Raw genomic sequence first — 17,941 nt, forward strand, 5'->3', positions numbered from 1 at the left:
TGCACCGAGGGCCCCCGGCTGGCGACGTCATGGCGCGGAGTCGCCGTGCACGCGGTCGGTGCGTCCGCCCTGCGGGTGCGGATCGGCCCGGACCGCGCCGGCTCGGTGTCGATGATGCTGGCCGACACCGTGGGCGATCCGGTGGCCGAGTTCACAGTCGGTACCACGCCCGTCGACCCCGGGGAGCTGGAGGCAGCCAGGGTCGTACAACTCGGCGCGCTCTACCGGGAGGCGTGGGTCGACCATTTCGCGAAGTCGTCGCCGCGCAGGGCGACGTGGGCCGTCGTGGGCGCGGATCCGCTCCGCGCCGCGGTGGGACTGACGGCCGCAGGCGTGTACGCCCAGGCGTACCCGGGACTGGACGCCCTGGCCGAAGTCAGGGACGTGCCGGACTATGTGCTGCTCACCGTGCCGACGGGCGAGGAGGCCGCCACCACCGCGCGGGACACATTGTGCTGGCTGAACGCCCTGTTGGCGATCGAAGCGCTCGCCACGGTGACCGTGGTGTTCCTGACCACCGCCGCGGTGCCGGCCTTCGGCCCTGCCGACGCCAACCTCGCCGGCGCCGCGGTGTGGGGGCTGATTCGGTCCGCGCAGGTGGAGAACCCCGGACGGTTCGTACTTGCCGACGTGGATACCGACGAGGCTTCCTGGCGTGCGCTGCCGAGGACCGTCATGTCCGGCGAGCCGCAGATGGCCCTGCGCGAGGGCCGGGCCAGGGTGCCACGGCTCGTGCCGGGCAGACCGGCGCGCGCCACGGAGCGGTTCGCCGGCCACGAGGGCAGCACGCTGATCACCGGCGGGACCACGCGCATGGGCGAACGACTGGCGCGGCACCTGGTCGCCGTGCACGGAGTGCGGCATCTCGTGTTCACCGGCGCCCTGCCCCCCGGGCCGACCGCGGAACTCACCGCGCTGGGCGCCACCGTCACCACCGCGGCGTGTGATCCGGCCGACCGCATGGCGCTGCGGGAGCTGATCGACCGTCTGCCCGCGGAGCATCCGCTGACCATGGTCGTGCACATCCCGCAGGCGCCGCCGGACGACGAGAAACCGTCTCCGGCACCGTCCCCGACTCCGGATGCGCTCGCCGAGGTGGTGCGCGCGATGGTCGGTGCCGCGGAAATCCTCGACCAGGAGATCGGGGCCGCCACCCTCGTACTGTGCTCGTCGTTCGACGGAATCGTCGGTGGCGCCGGAAACGCCGCCACGGCCGCGTCGGCAGCCGCACTGGACGCGCTGGTCCGACGACGCTGGGCGAGCGGCGCCCCCGCGGTGTCGCTGGCCTGGGGACCCTGGGCGCCGGACGACGCACCGTCCCGTGGCGGGATCGCGGGCGTGGGCGTGCTGGGGGCGCGGGAAGCCGTCGCGCTTTTCGACACCGCCTGTCGCGCGAGCGACCCTGTGTTGATCCCGGTCAAGCTGGATCTGGCCGAGCTGGCCAGGCAGGCCGAAGCCGGGAACGCCCTGCCGCCGGTGTTCAGGTCGCTGGTCAGGACCACCGGCAAACGCACGGCGGGCAAAGGCGCGGTCTCGTCTACATCGCTGCGGCAACGGCTCGCCTCGATGGCGGAAGCCGACCGGGACCGGACGCTGTCCGACGTGATCTCCACACAGATCTCGGCGGTGCTCGGGCTGGAGTCGGCCGCCGTGGTGCGGCCCAACCAGGTCCTCCTGGAATTCGGCTTCGACTCGCTGTCCATCCTGACCCTGCGGAACCGCCTGCACTCGGCGACCGGTGTGCGTCTGGACACCGCGTCGATGTTCCACCAGTCGACACCGGACGACCTGGTCCAGCACCTCAAGCAGGCACTGCTCGAGGACCGATCCGGCAGAGGAGACGATGATGCACCCAACGCTCACGCAGTCGAAACGCGTCGTTGACCCGACGGGACGTGGTTATCTGCTGCTCGAGTCGCATCCGGCCGGATGCTTCCGCAGCGTGCAGCTGATGCGGGCCGAGGTGCCGGCCCCGGAGAATCCAGCGGCGCGGCGGCCGACGGCGCTGGTCGTCGGGTCGAGCGCGGGCTACGGCCTGGCGAGCACGATCGCCGGGCTGGTGCGGTACGGCATCGACGGCGTGGGCATCGGCCTCGAGCGGCCGGCCGGGCACCGCAGCGCGAGCGCCGGGTGGTACCGCACCATCGCCACCCACGCGATCGCCCGGGAGCTCGGGGCGGACTTCTCGTTCCGCAACGCCGACGCCTTCGCCGACACCACCAAGACCGAGACGCTGGACCTGCTGGCCGAGCGGTTCGGCGGCGTGGACTATCTGATCTACAGCGTGGCCGCGCCCCGGCGCACCGACCCACGGAGCGGCATCACCTACCAGTCGGTGCTCAAACCGCTCGGCGCGCCGCACACCACCCGGAACCTGGAGTTCGCCGACGACGGAGCCGCGTATGTGCGGGAGGTCACCGTCGCCCCGGCGACCGAGGCCGAGACCGCCGCGACAGTCAGGGTCATGGGCGGCGAGGACTGGTCCCGCTGGGTCACCGCCCTGGCCGATCGCGGGCTGCTGCGCCGCGGATTCCGCACGGTCGCCCTCAGCTACATCGGCTCGCCGCTGACCTCGGCGATCTACCGCGGGGGCACGATCGGCGCCGCCAAGGCCGACCTGGAGTCCACCGCGTGCGCCCTGACCGAACGACTGGCCGCGGTGGACGGCCGCGCCTTCACCTCGGTGAACGGGGCCGTGGTCAGCCAGGCGTTGACCGCCATTCCGGGCGTCCCGCTCTACGTCAGCCTGCTCCGCGGCGTCCTCGGCGACCGCTTCCCGTCCCCCGTCGAGCAGTCGCTCGAGCTGTGGAACCAGCTGACCGCGCACCGGCCCGACGTGGACCAGTGGGGCCGCATCCGTCTCGATCGCTGGGAGCTGTCCGAGCCGGTCCAGGCCGCTGTGGCCGAACGGTGGCGGTCGATCACCCCCGAGACCGTCACCGAACTGGCCGACACCGCCTGGTTCCGAGCCCGATACCGCGCGCTGTACGGCTTCGACGTCCCCGGTGTCGACTACGCCGTCCCGGTCGAGACCGACCTGCCCTGGCCGGACTCGTCGACTCCGTGAACCCGCCGCCAAGAGATACGGCGGGATCCGGACCCGGCCGGTGACAGCAGTCACCGGTATGTGTAAAAACCTTGGTGTCGACGGCCGTTCTCATGGGCATCTGGCTTCTCCTCGGCTGACCACCGCACGGCGGTCAGCCGAGGAGGACGCTCAGCGGAAGTCGTCGGCGTGGTCGGCGGCCCACTGCGCGAACGTGTGCGCGGGTCTGCCGGTGATCCTGAAGACGATGACCGAGACCGGAGCCGGAACGCCGTCGGCGGCGGCCCACATGCCCAGAAGCGCTTCGGCCACGTTCTGAGGCGCTTTCTTGGCGAGTTCCTCTCGAGCCTGCTCGACAGAGACCGTCTCCACCCGGATCGGGCGCCCGACGGCCTCACCGATGTGCTCCACCTGGCGCCGCAGCGTCAGCGATTCGGCCCCGTGGACGGTGTACGCCTGGTGGGAGTGGCCCGGCTCGGTCAGTGCGGTCACGGCGAGCGCGGCCATGTCCTTCTCATGGACGGGTGCGTTCTGCGCCTCCGGGTACGGAAGGCGCACGACTCCCTCCGCGCGGATCGATTCCCCCCACCACCACCGGGCGTTGGTGGCGAACATGCCCGGCCTGATGAACGTCCAGTCCAGCCCCGACCGCTCGATGGCCAGCTCGACCGTCCGGTGCATCCGGGCGATCGGGTTCTGTTGGGCGGTGGCCATCACGACCGACACCGACGACAGCAGGACCACCTTCCGGACGCCGGCGGATTGCGCCGCCGCCACGAAGCCCTCGATCTCTTCCGGTTTGGCGTACAGGAACACCTTGTCGGCACCGGCCAGCACCGCCGGCAGGGACTCGGGGCGCTCCAGGTCGGCCCGGACGACCTCCAGCCCGGACGGGAAGCCGCCCGCCTCCGGGTTTCTGCTGGTCCCCCTGACCTTTTCGCCCACGGCCATCAGGCCGGCGGCGACATTACGGCCGACATTGCCACGTGCGCCGAAGACAACGTTAACCAAGGATCGAACCTCCTCGTGGTCCGTGGTGCGGGTGGTGCGTGGACCGACCATAACTCAAACTGCGTACGCCGTACCTTCTTTTGCTATCCTGAATCCGTGGGGCCCACCCAGACCGTCGAACACACCTTGTTCCGGGGGCAGTCGATGCTGCCGAGAGCAAGACGAGTGGGCCGCCCGCGAGGGCGCGCACAGAGGGGAATCCAGGTGAGCAAGACGTATCCGCCGCCCAGCGCGGCGATCGACCCCGATCGGGACCGTTCCTGGTTAAGGCGGGCGTGGCCGTTGGTCCGGGCGCACCGGTGGATGTTCGGCGCGGCTCTGGTGATGTCGGGGGCCAGCATGCTGGTGGCCGTACAGGTGCCGACCCTGATTCAGGACGCGGTGGACAACTCGATCGTGTCGCACAAGGTGCCCCTGTCGCACTACATGTGGTGGCTGGTCGGGATGACGGTGGTCATGCTGGTCGTCGGCTACCTGTCCAAGCAGCTGCTGTTCCGCGCCGCGGCCAAGATCGAGTACGACCTGCGCAACATCGTCTACGAGCACCTGACCAGCCTGTCGTTCCCGTTCTACGACCGGATGCAGAGCGGGCAGCTCATCTCCCGCGCCAACTCCGACATCCGCGCGGTGCAGATGTACCTGGCGTTCGCGCCGTACCTGCTGGTGCAGTGCGGCATCTCGCTGGTGTCGTTCGCTTACATGCTGGCGATCGACGTGCCGTTGGCCATCCTGGCCATGCTGCCGATGCCGCTGCTGTTCGTGGCCAGCCGGCGCATGCAGCGTTCCCTGTTCCCGGTGTCCTGGCTGATCCAGGCCCGGCTGGCCGATGTCGCGACGGTGGTGGACGAGAACGTCAACGGCGTGCGCGTGGTCAAGTCGTTCGCGGCCGAACGGAGTCAGCTCGCCTTGCTGCAGAAGGCCGCGACGCGCGTCCGGTGGGCAAATGTGAAGGACGCCGATCTGCGCGCACGGTGGACGCCGGTGGTGCAGAACCTGCCCCGCGTCGGCATGGCGATCGTGCTGCTGTACGGCGGATACCTGGTTATCCACGGCGAGTTGGGCGTCGGCGCGATCCTGGCCTTCAACGCCTATCTCCTGATGCTCCAGGTACCGTTCCAGGTGATCGGCAACCTGATCATGCTGGGGCAGCGGTCGTCGGCCGCGGCCAAGCGGCTGTACGAGGTGCTGGACGAGAAGCCGGAGATCGCGGACGCCCCCGAGGCGCTGGAGATCACCGAGGCGCGCGGTGACGTCCGGTTCGACGGCGTCACCTTCGGCTACGGCGACGGCCCCGACGTGCTGAAGGGGTTCACGCTGCGGCTCCGCCCCGGCGAGACGGTGGCGCTGGTCGGTCGGACCGGCAGCGGAAAGTCCACCGCGGCCAGGCTGCTGCCGCGTTTCTACGACGTGCGCGCCGGCTCCGTATCGGTGGACGGGCACGATGTACGGGAACTGACCTTGCACAGCCTGCGGGACACCGTCGGCGTCGTACTGGACGAGCCGTTCCTGTTCTCGGCGTCGGTCCGCGACAACATCGCCTACGGCCGGCCGGACGCGGACATCACCGACATCGAGCGGGTGGCCCGGCTGGCCGGGGCGCACGGGTTCATCACCGAACTGTCCGAGGGGTACGACACCGTCATCGGCGAACGCGGCTACACGCTGTCCGGCGGGCAGCGCCAGCGCATCGCGATCGCCCGGACGCTGCTGGTGAATCCGCCCGTGCTGGTACTCGACGACGCCACCAGCGCCATCGACGTCCAGGTGGAGCAGGAGATCCACGCCGGGCTGCGAACCCTGTTCGCCGGCCGGACGACGTTGATCATCGCGCACCGGCTGTCCACGATCAGCCTGGCCGACCGCGTGGTGCTGCTGGACGGCGGGCGGATCGTCGGGGACGGCACGCACGAGGAGCTGCTCGCCAGCACGCCGCTGTACGCGGAAGTGCTCGCGCAGGCGGACGAGAGCATCGAGGAACTGGGGAGTGTGGGCCGATGACGTCTCCAGCAGGTGGTGGCGCCGCGTTCAACGGTGGCGGCAGGGCCGCCGCACCGGGTCTGCCCTTCGCCGGCGTGCCGCCGGAGATGCAGGCCAGTGTCGACAGGTTGCTCAAGACCGAGCCGGAACATCCCGAGCCCGAGGTCGTCTTCGAGCACGGCCGGCCCGATCCCGACGGCGCTGGGCTGAGTCTGCGGCGGCTGATCCGCCCGTACTGGTCGATGGTGCTGCTGGCCGGCGTGTTCGTGGCCCTGGAGGCGCTGACGCTGCAGGCCGGTCCGAAGCTGACCCAGATCGGGATCGACGACGGCATCACGGCGCGGGACTCCGGCACACTGGTGCTGGTCGCGGTCGCGTACCTGGTCAGTCTGGTGGTCACCGGTGTCGCGCAGGCCGCGCGGGTCAAGGTGACCGGGCGGATCGCCGCGTGCGTGATGAACGACCTGCGGGTACGTGTCTTCACCCAGTTGCAGCGGCTGTCGCTGAGCTTCTACACCGGCGAGAAGGCCGGTGTGATCATGACCCGGATGACCAGCGACATCGAGAATCTGCAGCAGTTGCTGCAGGAGGGTCTGGCACAGTTCGCAGTCCAGGGCCTGACCATGGTCGTCGTCACGGTGGTGCTGTTCACCTTCGACGTGCGGCTGGCGCTCATCACCATCGTGATGATCGTGCCCGTCCTGACCGCCCTGTCCCTGTGGTTCCACCGGGCGTCCGGCAAGGGCTACGTGCGGGTGCGGGACACCATCGCCGACGTGATCGCCGACCTCTCCGAGAGCCTGCAGGGTGTTCGCAGCGTAACGGCGCACAACCGGCAGCGGCACAACACCGAGCACCACCGACAGGTCACCGGCAAGTACTACGACGCCAATGTCCGCACCGGCCGGATCAACTCGATCTACACGCCGAGCACCCAGGTGATCGGTGTCGCCGGCCAGCTCGCGCTGCTGGCCATCGGCGCCAACATGGTCGCCGACGGGGAGCTGACCATCGGCGAGTTGGTGGCGTTCCTGCTCTCCCTGGGCGCCTTCTTCCAGCCCATCCAGCAACTGGTGCAGCTTTACAACACGTACCAGCAGGGGCAGTCGTCGATCGTGAAGCTGAGGGACCTCCTGAGCGCCCGGCCGGAGGTCGAGGAGGCGCCCGGAGCCGTCGACCTGCCGAAGGTCGAGGGCGAGATCGTCCTCGAGGACGTCACGTTCGGCTACGAACCCGACCGGCCGGTGATCTCCGATGTGTCGCTGGACATCCGGGCCGGCGAGACCGTGGCCTTCGTCGGCCCGACCGGTGCCGGCAAGTCCACCCTCGCCAAACTGGTCACCCGGTTCTACGACCCGACCGCCGGCCGGATTCTCATCGACGGGCGCGACCTCCGGGACGTGCGGATCGAATCCCTTCGCCGGCAGATCGGCGTGGTGCCGCAAGAGCCCTTCCTGTTCGCCGGACCGCTTCGGGACAACATCTGTTTCGCCGCCTCGGACACATCCGACGACCGGATCCGGGAGGCGCTGCGGGTGGTCGGCCTGGTGGACGTGGTCGAGCGGCTGCCCGACGGCCTCGACACCGTCGTCCAGGAGCGGGGCCAGTCCCTCTCCTCCGGTGAACGGCAACTCGTCGCCCTGGCACGGGCCTTCCTGGCCCAGCCCCGGGTGCTGATCTTGGACGAGGCCACGTCCAACCTGGACCTCCGGTCCGAGAGCAAGATCGAGGAGGCCCTGGACGCGCTGCTGGAGGGCCGCACCGCGATCCTGATCGCACACCGGCTCTCTACGGCCATGAAGGCCGACCGCATCGTCGTCGTCGACGAGGGTCGGATCGTCGAGGTCGGTGCGCACGACCAACTCGTCGCCGCGGACGGCAAATACACGCAGATGTACGCCACCTGGACCAGCCAGGCCGCCGAGGCCCATTGAGGAACCCCGCGAGTTCCTCGTGGGTTTCTCCGTCCGGCTCGTGCCGGACGGGATCGGTGAACTCTCGGTGCCGGTGCCGGCACCGGCGTGGGAACTCCGGCGTTGTCACAACCGGAGCCGAGCGCCTCGGCCGGGCGGTGCCTGCTCGAACAGGGGCCGTCCGGCTGGACGATGTCCGTATCGGCCCGGAGGCCGAACCGTCCCTGAGGGACGGCATGGTCCTGCGCACCGGGCGCCGGCACCCGGGCCGGCTCCGGACCGGCTCGAGGAGGCGCGGGCATGACGCATCCTGCGTAGATCATCGACGGATGCCGCAGGGAGGAGCCTTGGCCGAGGCAGGGGCTGACCGTTCTGCCGCTCACCGAACGGAGCCGCATGGGCTCAGGCGCACCTGCACCCGGTGTCGCCCCGGTGCGTCGGACGCAGGTGGTCGCATCGCGCGACTGCCCGGCAATTCTTGACGCTCAGATGCCGCTCATCCTGAACCTCGGTTAGACCGAACTGCCTCTGGGCGCAGACCACGCTCTATCCACGGCGTCAGTCGCGCACTCGATGCGGTGGACAAAGCCGTCTGCGCGCGGGAGATGGCGGGCTCTGACGTGATCTCGGCACTGCCATGCCGAAGTCATGACAGGTGTATGGGCGGCATGCTCAGATTGCCCACAAGGTGGTGCTTGTCCTGCTTCAGGACGCCGACTCTGGCGTGTCGACCCACGAGTCATCGAGGAACGGGCTCGGCTTGCCGTGCCAAAACACGTCCACACTGTCACGCGCTCGTGTGGCTGCCACGAACAGCAGGGAGCGAGCCCGCTGGATCTCGTGCCGGTGGCGGACCGGATCCGTGTCGCGCAGCCTGCTGACGGCCTCGCGCGGCACGAGTCCGTCCGACACGCCCGCGATGATCATTCGCTGGTACTCCAGACCCTTGAACCGGAACATCGTGCCGATGTGCACGCCGGAGGACCCGTACGGGCCGTCGGAACGGATCTCCACCGAGTCGATGCCGTTCAGTTTGAGCGTGTAGGCCATCTCGGCCGCCATCTGGTTGGTCGGTACGCAGATCGCTATCTGCTCGTGAGGAATGCCCGTGTCGGAGCCGGCGTCCCAGCCCTTGATGAGCGCGGCGACGCCCTCCCGCTCGGCGGCCCAGTCCGGGAACGCATGCCCGGCGGGAAGCCCCCCGCTGAGCACCGACCGGTAGCCGGCCAGGTTCTCCTCGCTGCCGTCGAGGTCGTCGTACGTCGTCTCGCCCAGCACGCCGAGGGCGGAACGGAGGATCTGCCGCGTCGTGCGGTAGCTGAGGCTGAGCTTCGAGGACCGGCCGCGGATGTTGACGCCCAGGCTGCCCAGCGTCACCTGGTTCTTGTAGATGCGCTGGTGGGTGTCGCCGACCAGGAACAGATCGTCGGCGCCGCGAGCGGTCATCGCACGCAGCATCTTCCAGTGGGCGGGCCGAAGATCCTGGGCCTCGTCCACGACGATGTGCCGGTACCGGTAGCGCAGCCACCCTCCTGAGCCGTCCTGAAGATGGACGTTGTCACGGCCGCCCGCCTCATCACGCTGCCGGGCGATGTTGAGGATCCGCTGCTCGCGGCCCATCTCGAGCCGTGCGGCACGCTCGGCCACCTGGTCCCAGGTCTGCCGCCCGAGCCGGTCGAGCCGCTGCGAGAACCGCTCCGCGAGCTGCCAGATCTCGGCGCGCTCCGCACGCCCTATGTTCCGGCCGCGTCCGGCGCGCCGGGCGCGGAAGTAGTCGGTGCGGGTACCCACGGCCTGGCCGAGGATGACCTGCGTCCACTCGTCGTGCAGGAACTCCGGGTCCCACTTCTCCTCTCCCAGTTCGTCCAGCAGCCCGCGCCATTCGCGTACCGCCTGGCTGTCGTCGATGGCCTGTTTCCCGTTGCCCGGTTCGGCCTCGCGGACGATGCGCAGCGCCAGTTGGTCGACGTGGCTCACCTCGACCCGGCTCAGCAGTTCCTCGCCACCCAGTTCCAGCAGCCGGGAGCGCAGGTCGGCGGCGAGGTTCTTGTTGTACGTGGTCAGGAGGACCGGTTTGTCCCGCCCCGGGGGCAGCTGCCGCACGAGATGCCGCACGCGGTGCAGGGCGACGATGGTCTTGCCCGTCCCGGGCCCGCCGCCCACCCGGGCGGGACCGTTGTAGCGCCGTTCGACCAGCCGGGCCTGGGTGGGGTGGAGGAAGACTTTCCAGCGGCCGAAGTCGCCGCTCTCCAATGCCTCCCGCAGGGCGTTGTCCGTGGTGGTGACGACCGTAGCCGGTCGCTGTGCGGCGGTCTCGAAGTCGTCCGGGTCGACCGGCTCGGTGGCGGCCACCGGCTTGGTCACCTGGTCGAGCACGTCGTCGTACGACGTCCCGTCGAACAGCGCGAGCAGTACTTCACCGGTGAGCTGCGGCGCGTACTCGACGAGTCCGAGCAGTTGGTCCTCGGTGGTGAGGGTGCGGATGACGGGCAGCAGCGGTTCGGCGACACCGAGGTCGGTCAAGTGCTGGTCCGACCAGTCGGCGAACAGTGACCGGGCTGGTTCCGGCTGCGTGGGCGCGGCCGGTTCGGCGGTCGCCGGGGCCTGTGGGGCCGGAGCGGGGACCCGGCGCAGGACGCTGTCCTCGACCACCTCCAGGTCGACGTACTCGATGCCGCCGGTGACCTGGTTGACGCCGTACGACAGCCGGTTGTAGACGTCCTTGCGGTGCTTGACCGAGACGATCAGCCAGTCGTTGTCGGCGAGCCGCAGCAGCAGCACCCGGTACTCGTCGTTGACCCGCGCCGACCAGATCCTGCTGTCGCCCTTGAGCTGCTGGAGTTTGAGCCCGGTGGTGTGCGGGTTGCTGCGGAACTTGTGCTGGAAGTCGAAGAACGCGCCCTTGACCGTGCGGGGGAGTTTGAGGATCTCCTTGTCGGCCTTGTCGAGCAGGCGCAGTGTGACGCCCGAGGTGTTCATCGCTTCCGCTCCCCGTCGCTGGTGGTGTCGCTGTCGTACTGTCGTTCGGTGAGCCGGGCGATCATCGCCGCCGGGTCCCATTCGGCAGCGGTGCGGACTGTCCAGCCCGCCACGGCGAAGGCCTTGTCCCGGTCCTGTGCCTCGTAGTCGGGCTCGTCTGCGTCCGCACGAGGTGCGAGGACCACTCCGATCCGGGCGTCGGGCCAGGCCAGTTCGGCCTGCCAGCCGTGACCGTCCAGTTCGTAGCCGTCCCGAGGGGCCGGCACCGCCGCGTCGGCCAGCGCGCCGGCGAGGTCGGCGAGCCCTGGTTCCTCCGGGTCGAGGTACTCGATGACCCGGTCCCAGCCGGGATCCCGCCCCGGCCCGGCGTCGTCGGCGGTCCGGGCGGCCGTGGGCCTCGCAGGGGCTGCCTCGCCGCCTCCCACGGCAGGTACCGAGGGCGCGGCGACGACCCCGACGGAGGCGAGCTCTTCAGCCTGGGAAGGCACGGGAGCGCGAGTGGAGGTCAGCCAGCCTTCCCCGCCGGTCACGGTGAGCACCTCGGGGGCGAAGGCTTCGATCATGCTCGACGTCAGCTGGGCGCTGTCGCCACCGCCGTGCTCCAGGAACTGCAGCACGTTGCTCCAGTAGAGCCAGGCACGCCAGCGCCGTTTGTGGGTCGGCTCGTCGGCGAGCGCCGCTTCGCCGTCGTCCAGGACGGTGAGTCCCGTCCATACGGGCGGGGTGCGTCGGCCGTCCGCGGCCAGCACCAGACGGCAGCCCGACGCGTCGGGACCGGACAGCAGCCGCACGGGACCGGCGGCCCCGGCGGGCCTGCCGCCGCGCAGCGCTTCACGGATACCGGCGCCGACGCCCTCGCCGGTGAACGCGGCGGCACGCACCCCCTCCGCCCCGCTGAGCCCGGCGGCAGCCGCTTCCGCCCGTCGCCGCCAGCGCTCCGGGTCGGGGGAGCGCAGATAGGCCAGCAGCAGCCGGGCCGGGTTGACCCACACCGTCTCGGCGAGTTCACCGGGCAGGCCCCGGCCCACGCGGTCGTAGTAGTCGCGTGCGCGCTGCTGTCCGGCCGTGCCGTACGGCACCCACACCGGGTCGGTCGGACCGGTCCCCGCGTACCCGGTGTCCTGGATCCGCTGCCGCCACTCCTTGACGTCGTGGTACGTCAGCTGGAAGACACGAAGGCCGTCGGCCCGGAGCCGGGTGCGTTTCGTGGCGTCGTCCGCCAGCCGGTTGTGTTCACGGGTGGCGTGGTACGCGTAGCCGTCGAGGTACAGGGCCACGCGCGGGCCCGGGGTGTCCAGCCGTTCGAGGAGTATGTCCGGCCGGGTGCCGTCCAGAGCGCGCTGCTGGGAGACACGCCAGCTCACGGTGGCCCCGTCGTCGGCCGTGAGCCGCAGGTCGAGGGCGTACGTACCGGCGGAAGTGGTGTACGTGTCCGCCGCAGCCCTCGCCTCCGGTGTCTTCGCCCAGTCCTGGAGGGTGTCGATGAAGAGGATCTCCAGGTCGCTCTCGGCCTGCCGCTGGAGCGGGATGTGACGCGTCGTGGCCACCGGTGAGGTGCGCCATCCTTGACCGTCGGCGCCCAGCAACTCGTCCAGCATCTGCCGGACTTCGTTACGGCTGACCTTGTCGTAGTCGGCGGCCGGTACGCGCCGCAGCAGACACTGGTGACAGCCGTCGAGGCCTTTCTCGCGGCATGCGCAGCGCTCGATGACATCGCGTGCCCTGAGCAGAACCTCACGGAATCCATCGGCCGACGCCAGCCGGTGCAGGTAGCCCGTGCCGCCCGGCAGCCGGTCGTAGACGACGAGGAAGCGCCTCGGCCAGTCCGACTCCAGGTCACCCGAGTGATCGGGCATGGTCGCCTCGGCGATGTCGATGTGGTCGGGATCGCCGCCGTAGCGGGCCGCGATCCCCGCGAACAGGGCGGCGGTGAACGACGCGAGTCGCTCCTTGACGCGTGCCACCGAAGCGGGCAGCAGGATGCGCACGGCCTCGGTGGTCAGTTCGTGGGCGAGGAGCAGCGGCACGTCCTGGCCTCTGCCCTGTTGTCCGCCCGCGCCTGACCCCCGGACCCGGCGGCGCGGGCACCACAACTGATGGTGCGCGGCGGCCGGGGTGCTCGTCACCCCCGACTCGGTGAGCGCGTGCTGCGACACCTCCACCACCGGGCGGCCGTCGGCCGTCGCGCCACCGCACTCGGTGCAGACATGGAACAGGTTGAGCCGTACGTCGTACCCGGCGAGCGGTACCGTGCTGCTGCCGTCCTCTCGGTCCAGTCCCAGGTTCAGGGTCCGGATGGTGGCGTGGCGGGTGAAGTCCACGCCGAACACGGCGGTGTCGTGCCGCCATGAGCCGGGCGCCAGGCGGTCGGGGTCGATGTCCACGGTGGTGAGCACCGTGTAGCGCTTGCGGTCCCGTTCGTCGCGGTCGTCGCGCACCCTGGCGTCGTCGCGCTTGTCGCGGGACAGGACCCGCCTGGGCCGCAGCACACGCTGGACGCAGCCGGCATCGGCGATCTCCCGCCCGTGGCAGCGCGGGCACGGGTCGGTGTTGTGCTCCGCGTTCTGCGCCTCGGTGCGGACGTATCCGCAGGCGGGACAGAGCCGCCACACCGACCAGGCGCGCCGCTCGGGGCTGCCGACGTCGAGGGCCCGCACCACGTGCCGGTAGCCGTTGACGTAGAAGCTGTTGCCGGGGGCGAGTTCGGTGAGGGCCAGTTTCCGGGACCGCTCGTAGTCCCGGGTCTCACTGCGGTAGACCTTGCGGACGGCGCCCTGATCGGTTTCCGCCCCACGGGTGCCGTCCTCCTCGCCCGGGTCCTGTGTCCAGTACAGCGTCGCTTCCAGCCGCGTGGTGGTGTCCGTCAGGCTGTAGTTGGGCAGCAGCCCCAGGTCCACCAGGGTGGCGTGGGCGCTGGACTGGCTCAGGTCCCGCAGCAGGTCCCCGGCCGCTCGCCGCTCGGCCAGCAGTTCGCGCCGTTCCCGGTCCTGTGTGTCGTCGGACCGGGCCAGCTGCCCCGCGGCCTCGTCGATCGCGGCGATCCTGCGGCGCAGTTCCTCGCGCCGTCCCGTCCAGTCCTCTTCGGCCTCCTGCAGCGCCCGTACGATGCCGCCGGTCGCGTACGAGCGGAGTTCCCCGGCCGCGTACTCGGAGACGCCCGCGCCGTCGGCGTCCCGCCCGCCGCTGCCGTCGGGGAACAACGCCAGGAACTCCTCCACCAGGGCCGCGCCGTGCGTCTGGGCGGCGTCCGCGAGGTCCTGGCACCAGCCGCTGGTCCCGAACAGGGCGGAGGACAGCCGGGGCAGGGGAGCGAGCACCTCGCCATCGGAGGTCCGCAGCTCACCGCGGGCCGCCAGGTCCAGCAGCCGTGCCGTGTACTGGCGGCGCAGGATCTCCACCGCCGAGAGGTAGCAGCCCGGCGGCAGGATGGTCCCGGCGATCATCTCGCGAGGCTGGTCGAGGTAGTACAGGTCGCGTGCCTTGCGTCCGCCGAACGCGACCACCAGCGCGTTGCCCGTGCGGCGACCGGCGCGTCCGGCCCGCTGCACGTAGTTGGCGGGACCGGCCGGCAGGGAGCCGAGCAGGACGGCGGACAACTCGCCGATGTCGATGCCGAGTTCCAGGGTCGGGGTGCACGACAGCACATTGGGGTCGGTGTAGTGCGTACCCGCCTTGAAGGAGCGCTCGACGCGCTCCCGTTCGGGGCGGCTGAGCATGCCCGTGTGCTCGGCGGTCACCACGCGGAAGGTGCCGCCCGTCAGGTAGAGACGGCGGTAGTAGTCGCCGGTGTAGTCCCGTTGCTGCGTGAACGAGCCGAAGCGGGGCACCTCGGCCTCGGCGCCGGACGGGCCGGGCTGGGGCGCGGTCAGGCGGCCCTTGCACCGGTACCGGGGGCACGGGTGCCCGTACCAGCGGGTACGCCGCTCGGGCGGCACGACCTGCTGCCAGCGGCAGTCCTCGCAAGCGACGAAGGCCTTGTTGACGACGGTGTCGTCGAGCAGCCGCACCTCGATGTGGCCGGGCTGCAGTCCGTACACGCGGGTCTGGCGGTCGCGGCTGGTCCGCACCGCGAGGACCCCCGCGTCGGCGAGGGCGGGCAGCAGTCTGCGCAGGTACTCGGTGGCCCCCGTGGCGTCCAGGTCCAGGCATCTGCGCGTCCAGTCCTGGTACCAGCCCAGGCGTCCGGTGATCGAGTCGAACTCGGACCGGTCCTTCTGCCCGTCCAGCAGGAACCGCGGCGGTGCGACCCCTTCGGGGAACGCGGGCATGCCGTCGGGCCTGCGTCCGGAGATGAGGTAGCGGGTGCTGCCGGCTTCCTTCATCCAGGTGTCGAGCCAGTGGTGGCGCACCGCGCCGCGCAGCCGGAGCCGCTCCAGCAGGCCCCGGACGTACGCGAGATAGCGTTCGGGTGTCGGCAGCCCGCCGACCGCCAGCAGCTGACCGGGCAGCGACAGGTGCAGGTCCCGGGCCAGTTCGGTGACCCGGTCCGGTTCCGCCACGGCGACCTCGGCGGCGGCGGTCCGGGTCAGTTCCAGCGTGCGGCCCATACGGCTGCGCAGCCCGAACTCCATCACCGTCGCGAACGCCAGCCGTTCGCCGATCAGCCGCCAGGTCCGCGCGTCACCGGTGCCGCGGCCGGACAGCAGCCGGTCGACGCCCGGCTCGTCGTGCAGATCGGGGGGCACCACGGCGGCCAGTGCCTCCGGGTCGTCGACCGAGTCGAGGACATGGCCGATCAGGTCGTTCAGCGCGGTCGGTGCCCCCGACTCGTCCAGGTTGTGGGCGAGCAGCGAGCGCAGCGAGAACTTGTACGAGGCGTTGGCGACGTATCCCGCCCGGTGTGCCGCGTCCTGCGTGGAGTCGTTGAACAGAAGCGTCTTGCGCTCCTCCGGTACGAGCGCGATGTCGCCGCCGGTGAAGAGCTGGGTGACCGTCGCCGAGGCGAGGGCCGCCTGGGCCGTGCCCAGGAAGCGGATGCTGTTGTCGGTGTGGCAGGCCGGGCACCGGTCGTCCTTGGCGGCCTGGTCGGCGGTCTTCTTGTCGAGCACGGCCAGTGCGAACCAGGCGTCGACGAGCTCGCCGTCGTCCCCGGCGGCGGGCAGCCGGTACGTGCCCTGCCCGCCGTCCAGTACGACCACCGACAGCGGGTCGACGCCGCCGTCCGAGGGCCGTGCCCCGGTCAGCGCGTCGAGGGCCTGCCGTCGCTCGCGGCCGGTGGCGGAGATGAAGTAGCGGATACGTCGCTTGTCCCGGCCCACACCGGCCCGCCAGATCCGGTCCTGGGCCATCACCAGCCGCTGTGGGTCGGCCTCGGGGGACAGGGCGGCCCAACCGGAGCGCCCGCAGTTGCGGCAGTACACGGCGGGCAGGTGCACCTGGGCGGGGCGCGGCGCGCTGTCGGTGCCCGGCAGCGGCTGCGGCTGCCTGCTCGTGGAGGACGACGGCCAGCTGCCGGAGGAGGCGTCCGGGTCCTCGTCGCCGGGCGGCGCGGCGTTGAGCGCGGCCCGGCGCGCGGCGGTGCGGTCGTCCTCGTACCAGCGGAACTCGGGGGTGCGGCCGACCCCGCGCAGCACCCGCGTCACGGGCCGCACCCACAGGTGCGCCTCGATGTGCAGCAGTGGCCGGGGCCTGCGCTCGTCCGAGTCCGGGTCGCGGGCGGCCGACAGCAGGGCCACGAACCGGGAGAGCGCCTGGAGCACCAGCCGCGGGTTCTCCCGGGCGGTGCGACCCCAGGAGTAGCCGAACCGGGCGAGCCGGTCCCGCAGCGCCCACTCGTCCAGCGGCTCCCCGCTGAGCAGGGACAGCACACCGTGGGTGAAGTCGTGCCGTTTCAGCAGCCGCCCGACGCGGAAGGCGTCCAGCCCGGAACGCCCCAGCATCCGGGTGGCGAGCGCGTCCAGGTCCAGCAGGTCGGGCCGGGCCTCCACGTCCGGCCCGCCGGACACCGTCACGACCTCCTGCGGCGTCGGGGGTTCCGGCAGCTCGTAGTCGACGGCGCCGGTGAACTCGTCGGCGGTCATCCGCTCCTCGCCGATGACCGCGTCCGCCGGGAACGGCATCCCGAACACGCGCGCCGCGACGTCGAGGATGCCCCCGGCCTCCTTGTCCGGCGCTCCCTCGCCGAGCGTCGCCGAGGTCGCCACCGGGCAGATCGACCCCAGTGGCCTGCCGGGCCGGGACGCGCCGGTGGCGGCGGCCAGCCGGCGCAGCAGCATGGCCACGTCGGTGCCCTGCGCCCCGTCGTACGTGTGGAACTCGTCCAGCACGACGTAGGCGGGCTCGGCCCCCTCCCACAGGCCGCGGTCCTCGCCGCGCTGCAGCAGCAGGTCGAGCATCTTGTAGTTGGTGATCAGTACGTCGGGCGGCGAGAGACGCATCTCCTCGCGTCGCGTCATCACCCGCCGGAAGTCGGTGTCGGGCCGGTCGCCGATGTAGAGGCCTGCCGTGACCTGCGCCAGCTCCGGCCGCGCCAGGTACTCCCCGATGCGCCCGGCCTGGTCGGTGGCGAGCGCGTTCATCGGGTACAGCAGTACGGCCTTGATCCCGGCCCGCCCCTCGGCCTTCTGCCGCCGGCAGTGGTCCAGTACGGGGATCAGGAAGGACTCGGTCTTGCCGGACCCGGTGCCCGTGGTCACCAGCGTGGGCCTGGCCGGACCGTGCAGCGTGGACAGCCGCTCCCAGGCCTTCGCCTGGTGCCGCCACGGAGCGAACCCGGGAAACCCGGCGGACCACTCCAGATCCCGCTCCCACCCGTCGTCGGCGACATGGAACGGCGTCCTGATGCGCAGGTAGGGCCCGCGGAAGATGCCGGTCTCGGGGTGCCCGAGGAAGCGTTCGAGCGCGCTGCGGGTGTCCTCGTCGGCCAGGGCGTACGTCGTCGTGAGGTACTGCGTCAGACTGCCGCGGAGCTGCGCGGCGGCCATGGTGGGCTTCACGACGGTCCCCCTTGCAAGGTCGGTGCCCTGGTGATCGGTACCACCGTATAGGGGGTGGCTGACAGGCCCCCATACGGTGG

At 70.9% G+C, this 17,941-nt stretch carries 7 protein-coding genes; 4 read left to right on the top strand and 3 right to left on the bottom strand.

Features of this window, described 5'->3' with window-relative positions; all coding sequences use genetic code 11:
• Positions 1-75 precede the first annotated feature (75 nt).
• Complete coding sequence (locus AQJ66_RS00005; protein WP_244162691.1) at positions 76-1,884, top strand: type I polyketide synthase; 1,809 nt, start codon at positions 76-78, stop codon at positions 1,882-1,884.
• Positions 1,844-3,067: an enoyl-[acyl-carrier-protein] reductase FabV gene (gene fabV / locus AQJ66_RS00010; protein WP_425264251.1), complete on the top strand. Its 1,224-nt coding sequence runs from the start codon at positions 1,844-1,846 to the stop codon at positions 3,065-3,067. The genes AQJ66_RS00005 and fabV overlap by 41 nt, the downstream gene beginning before the upstream one ends.
• Before the next feature lie 150 nt (positions 3,068-3,217).
• On the opposite strand, the gene AQJ66_RS00015 is transcribed toward fabV, so the two are convergent.
• Entirely contained in the window at positions 3,218-4,108 is an 891-nt protein-coding gene (locus tag AQJ66_RS00015) for an NAD(P)H-binding protein (protein WP_244162692.1), read from the bottom strand.
• A gap of 153 nt (positions 4,109-4,261) precedes the next feature.
• Here AQJ66_RS00015 and AQJ66_RS00020 point away from each other — a divergent pair, with 153 nt between their 5' ends.
• Together AQJ66_RS00020 and AQJ66_RS00025 are read left to right on the top strand one after the other, a co-directional pair.
• Positions 4,262-6,055, top strand: coding sequence for an ABC transporter ATP-binding protein (locus AQJ66_RS00020; RefSeq protein WP_061914434.1), 1,794 nt, complete (start codon positions 4,262-4,264; stop codon positions 6,053-6,055).
• Positions 6,052-7,968 carry an ABC transporter ATP-binding protein gene (locus AQJ66_RS00025; RefSeq protein WP_061914436.1) on the top strand — a complete coding sequence of 639 codons (1,917 nt, stop codon included), beginning with the start codon at positions 6,052-6,054 and terminating at the stop codon, positions 7,966-7,968. The genes AQJ66_RS00020 and AQJ66_RS00025 overlap by 4 nt, the downstream gene beginning before the upstream one ends.
• Positions 7,969-8,652: 684 nt before the next feature.
• Here AQJ66_RS00025 and AQJ66_RS00030 read toward each other — a convergent pair.
• Together AQJ66_RS00030 and AQJ66_RS00035 are read right to left on the bottom strand one after the other, a co-directional pair.
• Positions 8,653-10,926: a UvrD-helicase domain-containing protein gene (locus tag AQJ66_RS00030; protein WP_061914439.1), complete on the bottom strand. Its 2,274-nt coding sequence runs from the start codon at positions 10,924-10,926 to the stop codon at positions 8,653-8,655.
• Complete coding sequence (locus AQJ66_RS00035; protein ID WP_061914442.1) at positions 10,923-17,861, bottom strand: DEAD/DEAH box helicase; 6,939 nt, start codon at positions 17,859-17,861, stop codon at positions 10,923-10,925. The genes AQJ66_RS00030 and AQJ66_RS00035 overlap by 4 nt, the downstream gene beginning before the upstream one ends.
• Positions 17,862-17,941 lie beyond the last annotated feature (80 nt).

Origin of the sequence: Streptomyces bungoensis (assembly GCF_001514215.1) — a bacterium.
In the GTDB taxonomy this organism is placed as follows: domain Bacteria; phylum Actinomycetota; class Actinomycetes; order Streptomycetales; family Streptomycetaceae; genus Streptomyces; species Streptomyces bungoensis.

Bases quoted from the DNA above. Each gene is read 5' to 3' on its own strand.
- fabV (WP_425264251.1), top strand. From the start codon at position 1,844: ATGATGCACCCAACGCTCACGCAGTCGAAACGCGTCGTTGACCCGACG.
- AQJ66_RS00015 (WP_244162692.1), bottom strand. From the start codon at position 4,108: ATGGTCGGTCCACGCACCACCCGCACCACGGACCACGAGGAGGTTCGA.
- AQJ66_RS00025 (WP_061914436.1), top strand. From the start codon at position 6,052: ATGACGTCTCCAGCAGGTGGTGGCGCCGCGTTCAACGGTGGCGGCAGG.
- AQJ66_RS00030 (WP_061914439.1), bottom strand. From the start codon at position 10,926: ATGAACACCTCGGGCGTCACACTGCGCCTGCTCGACAAGGCCGACAAG.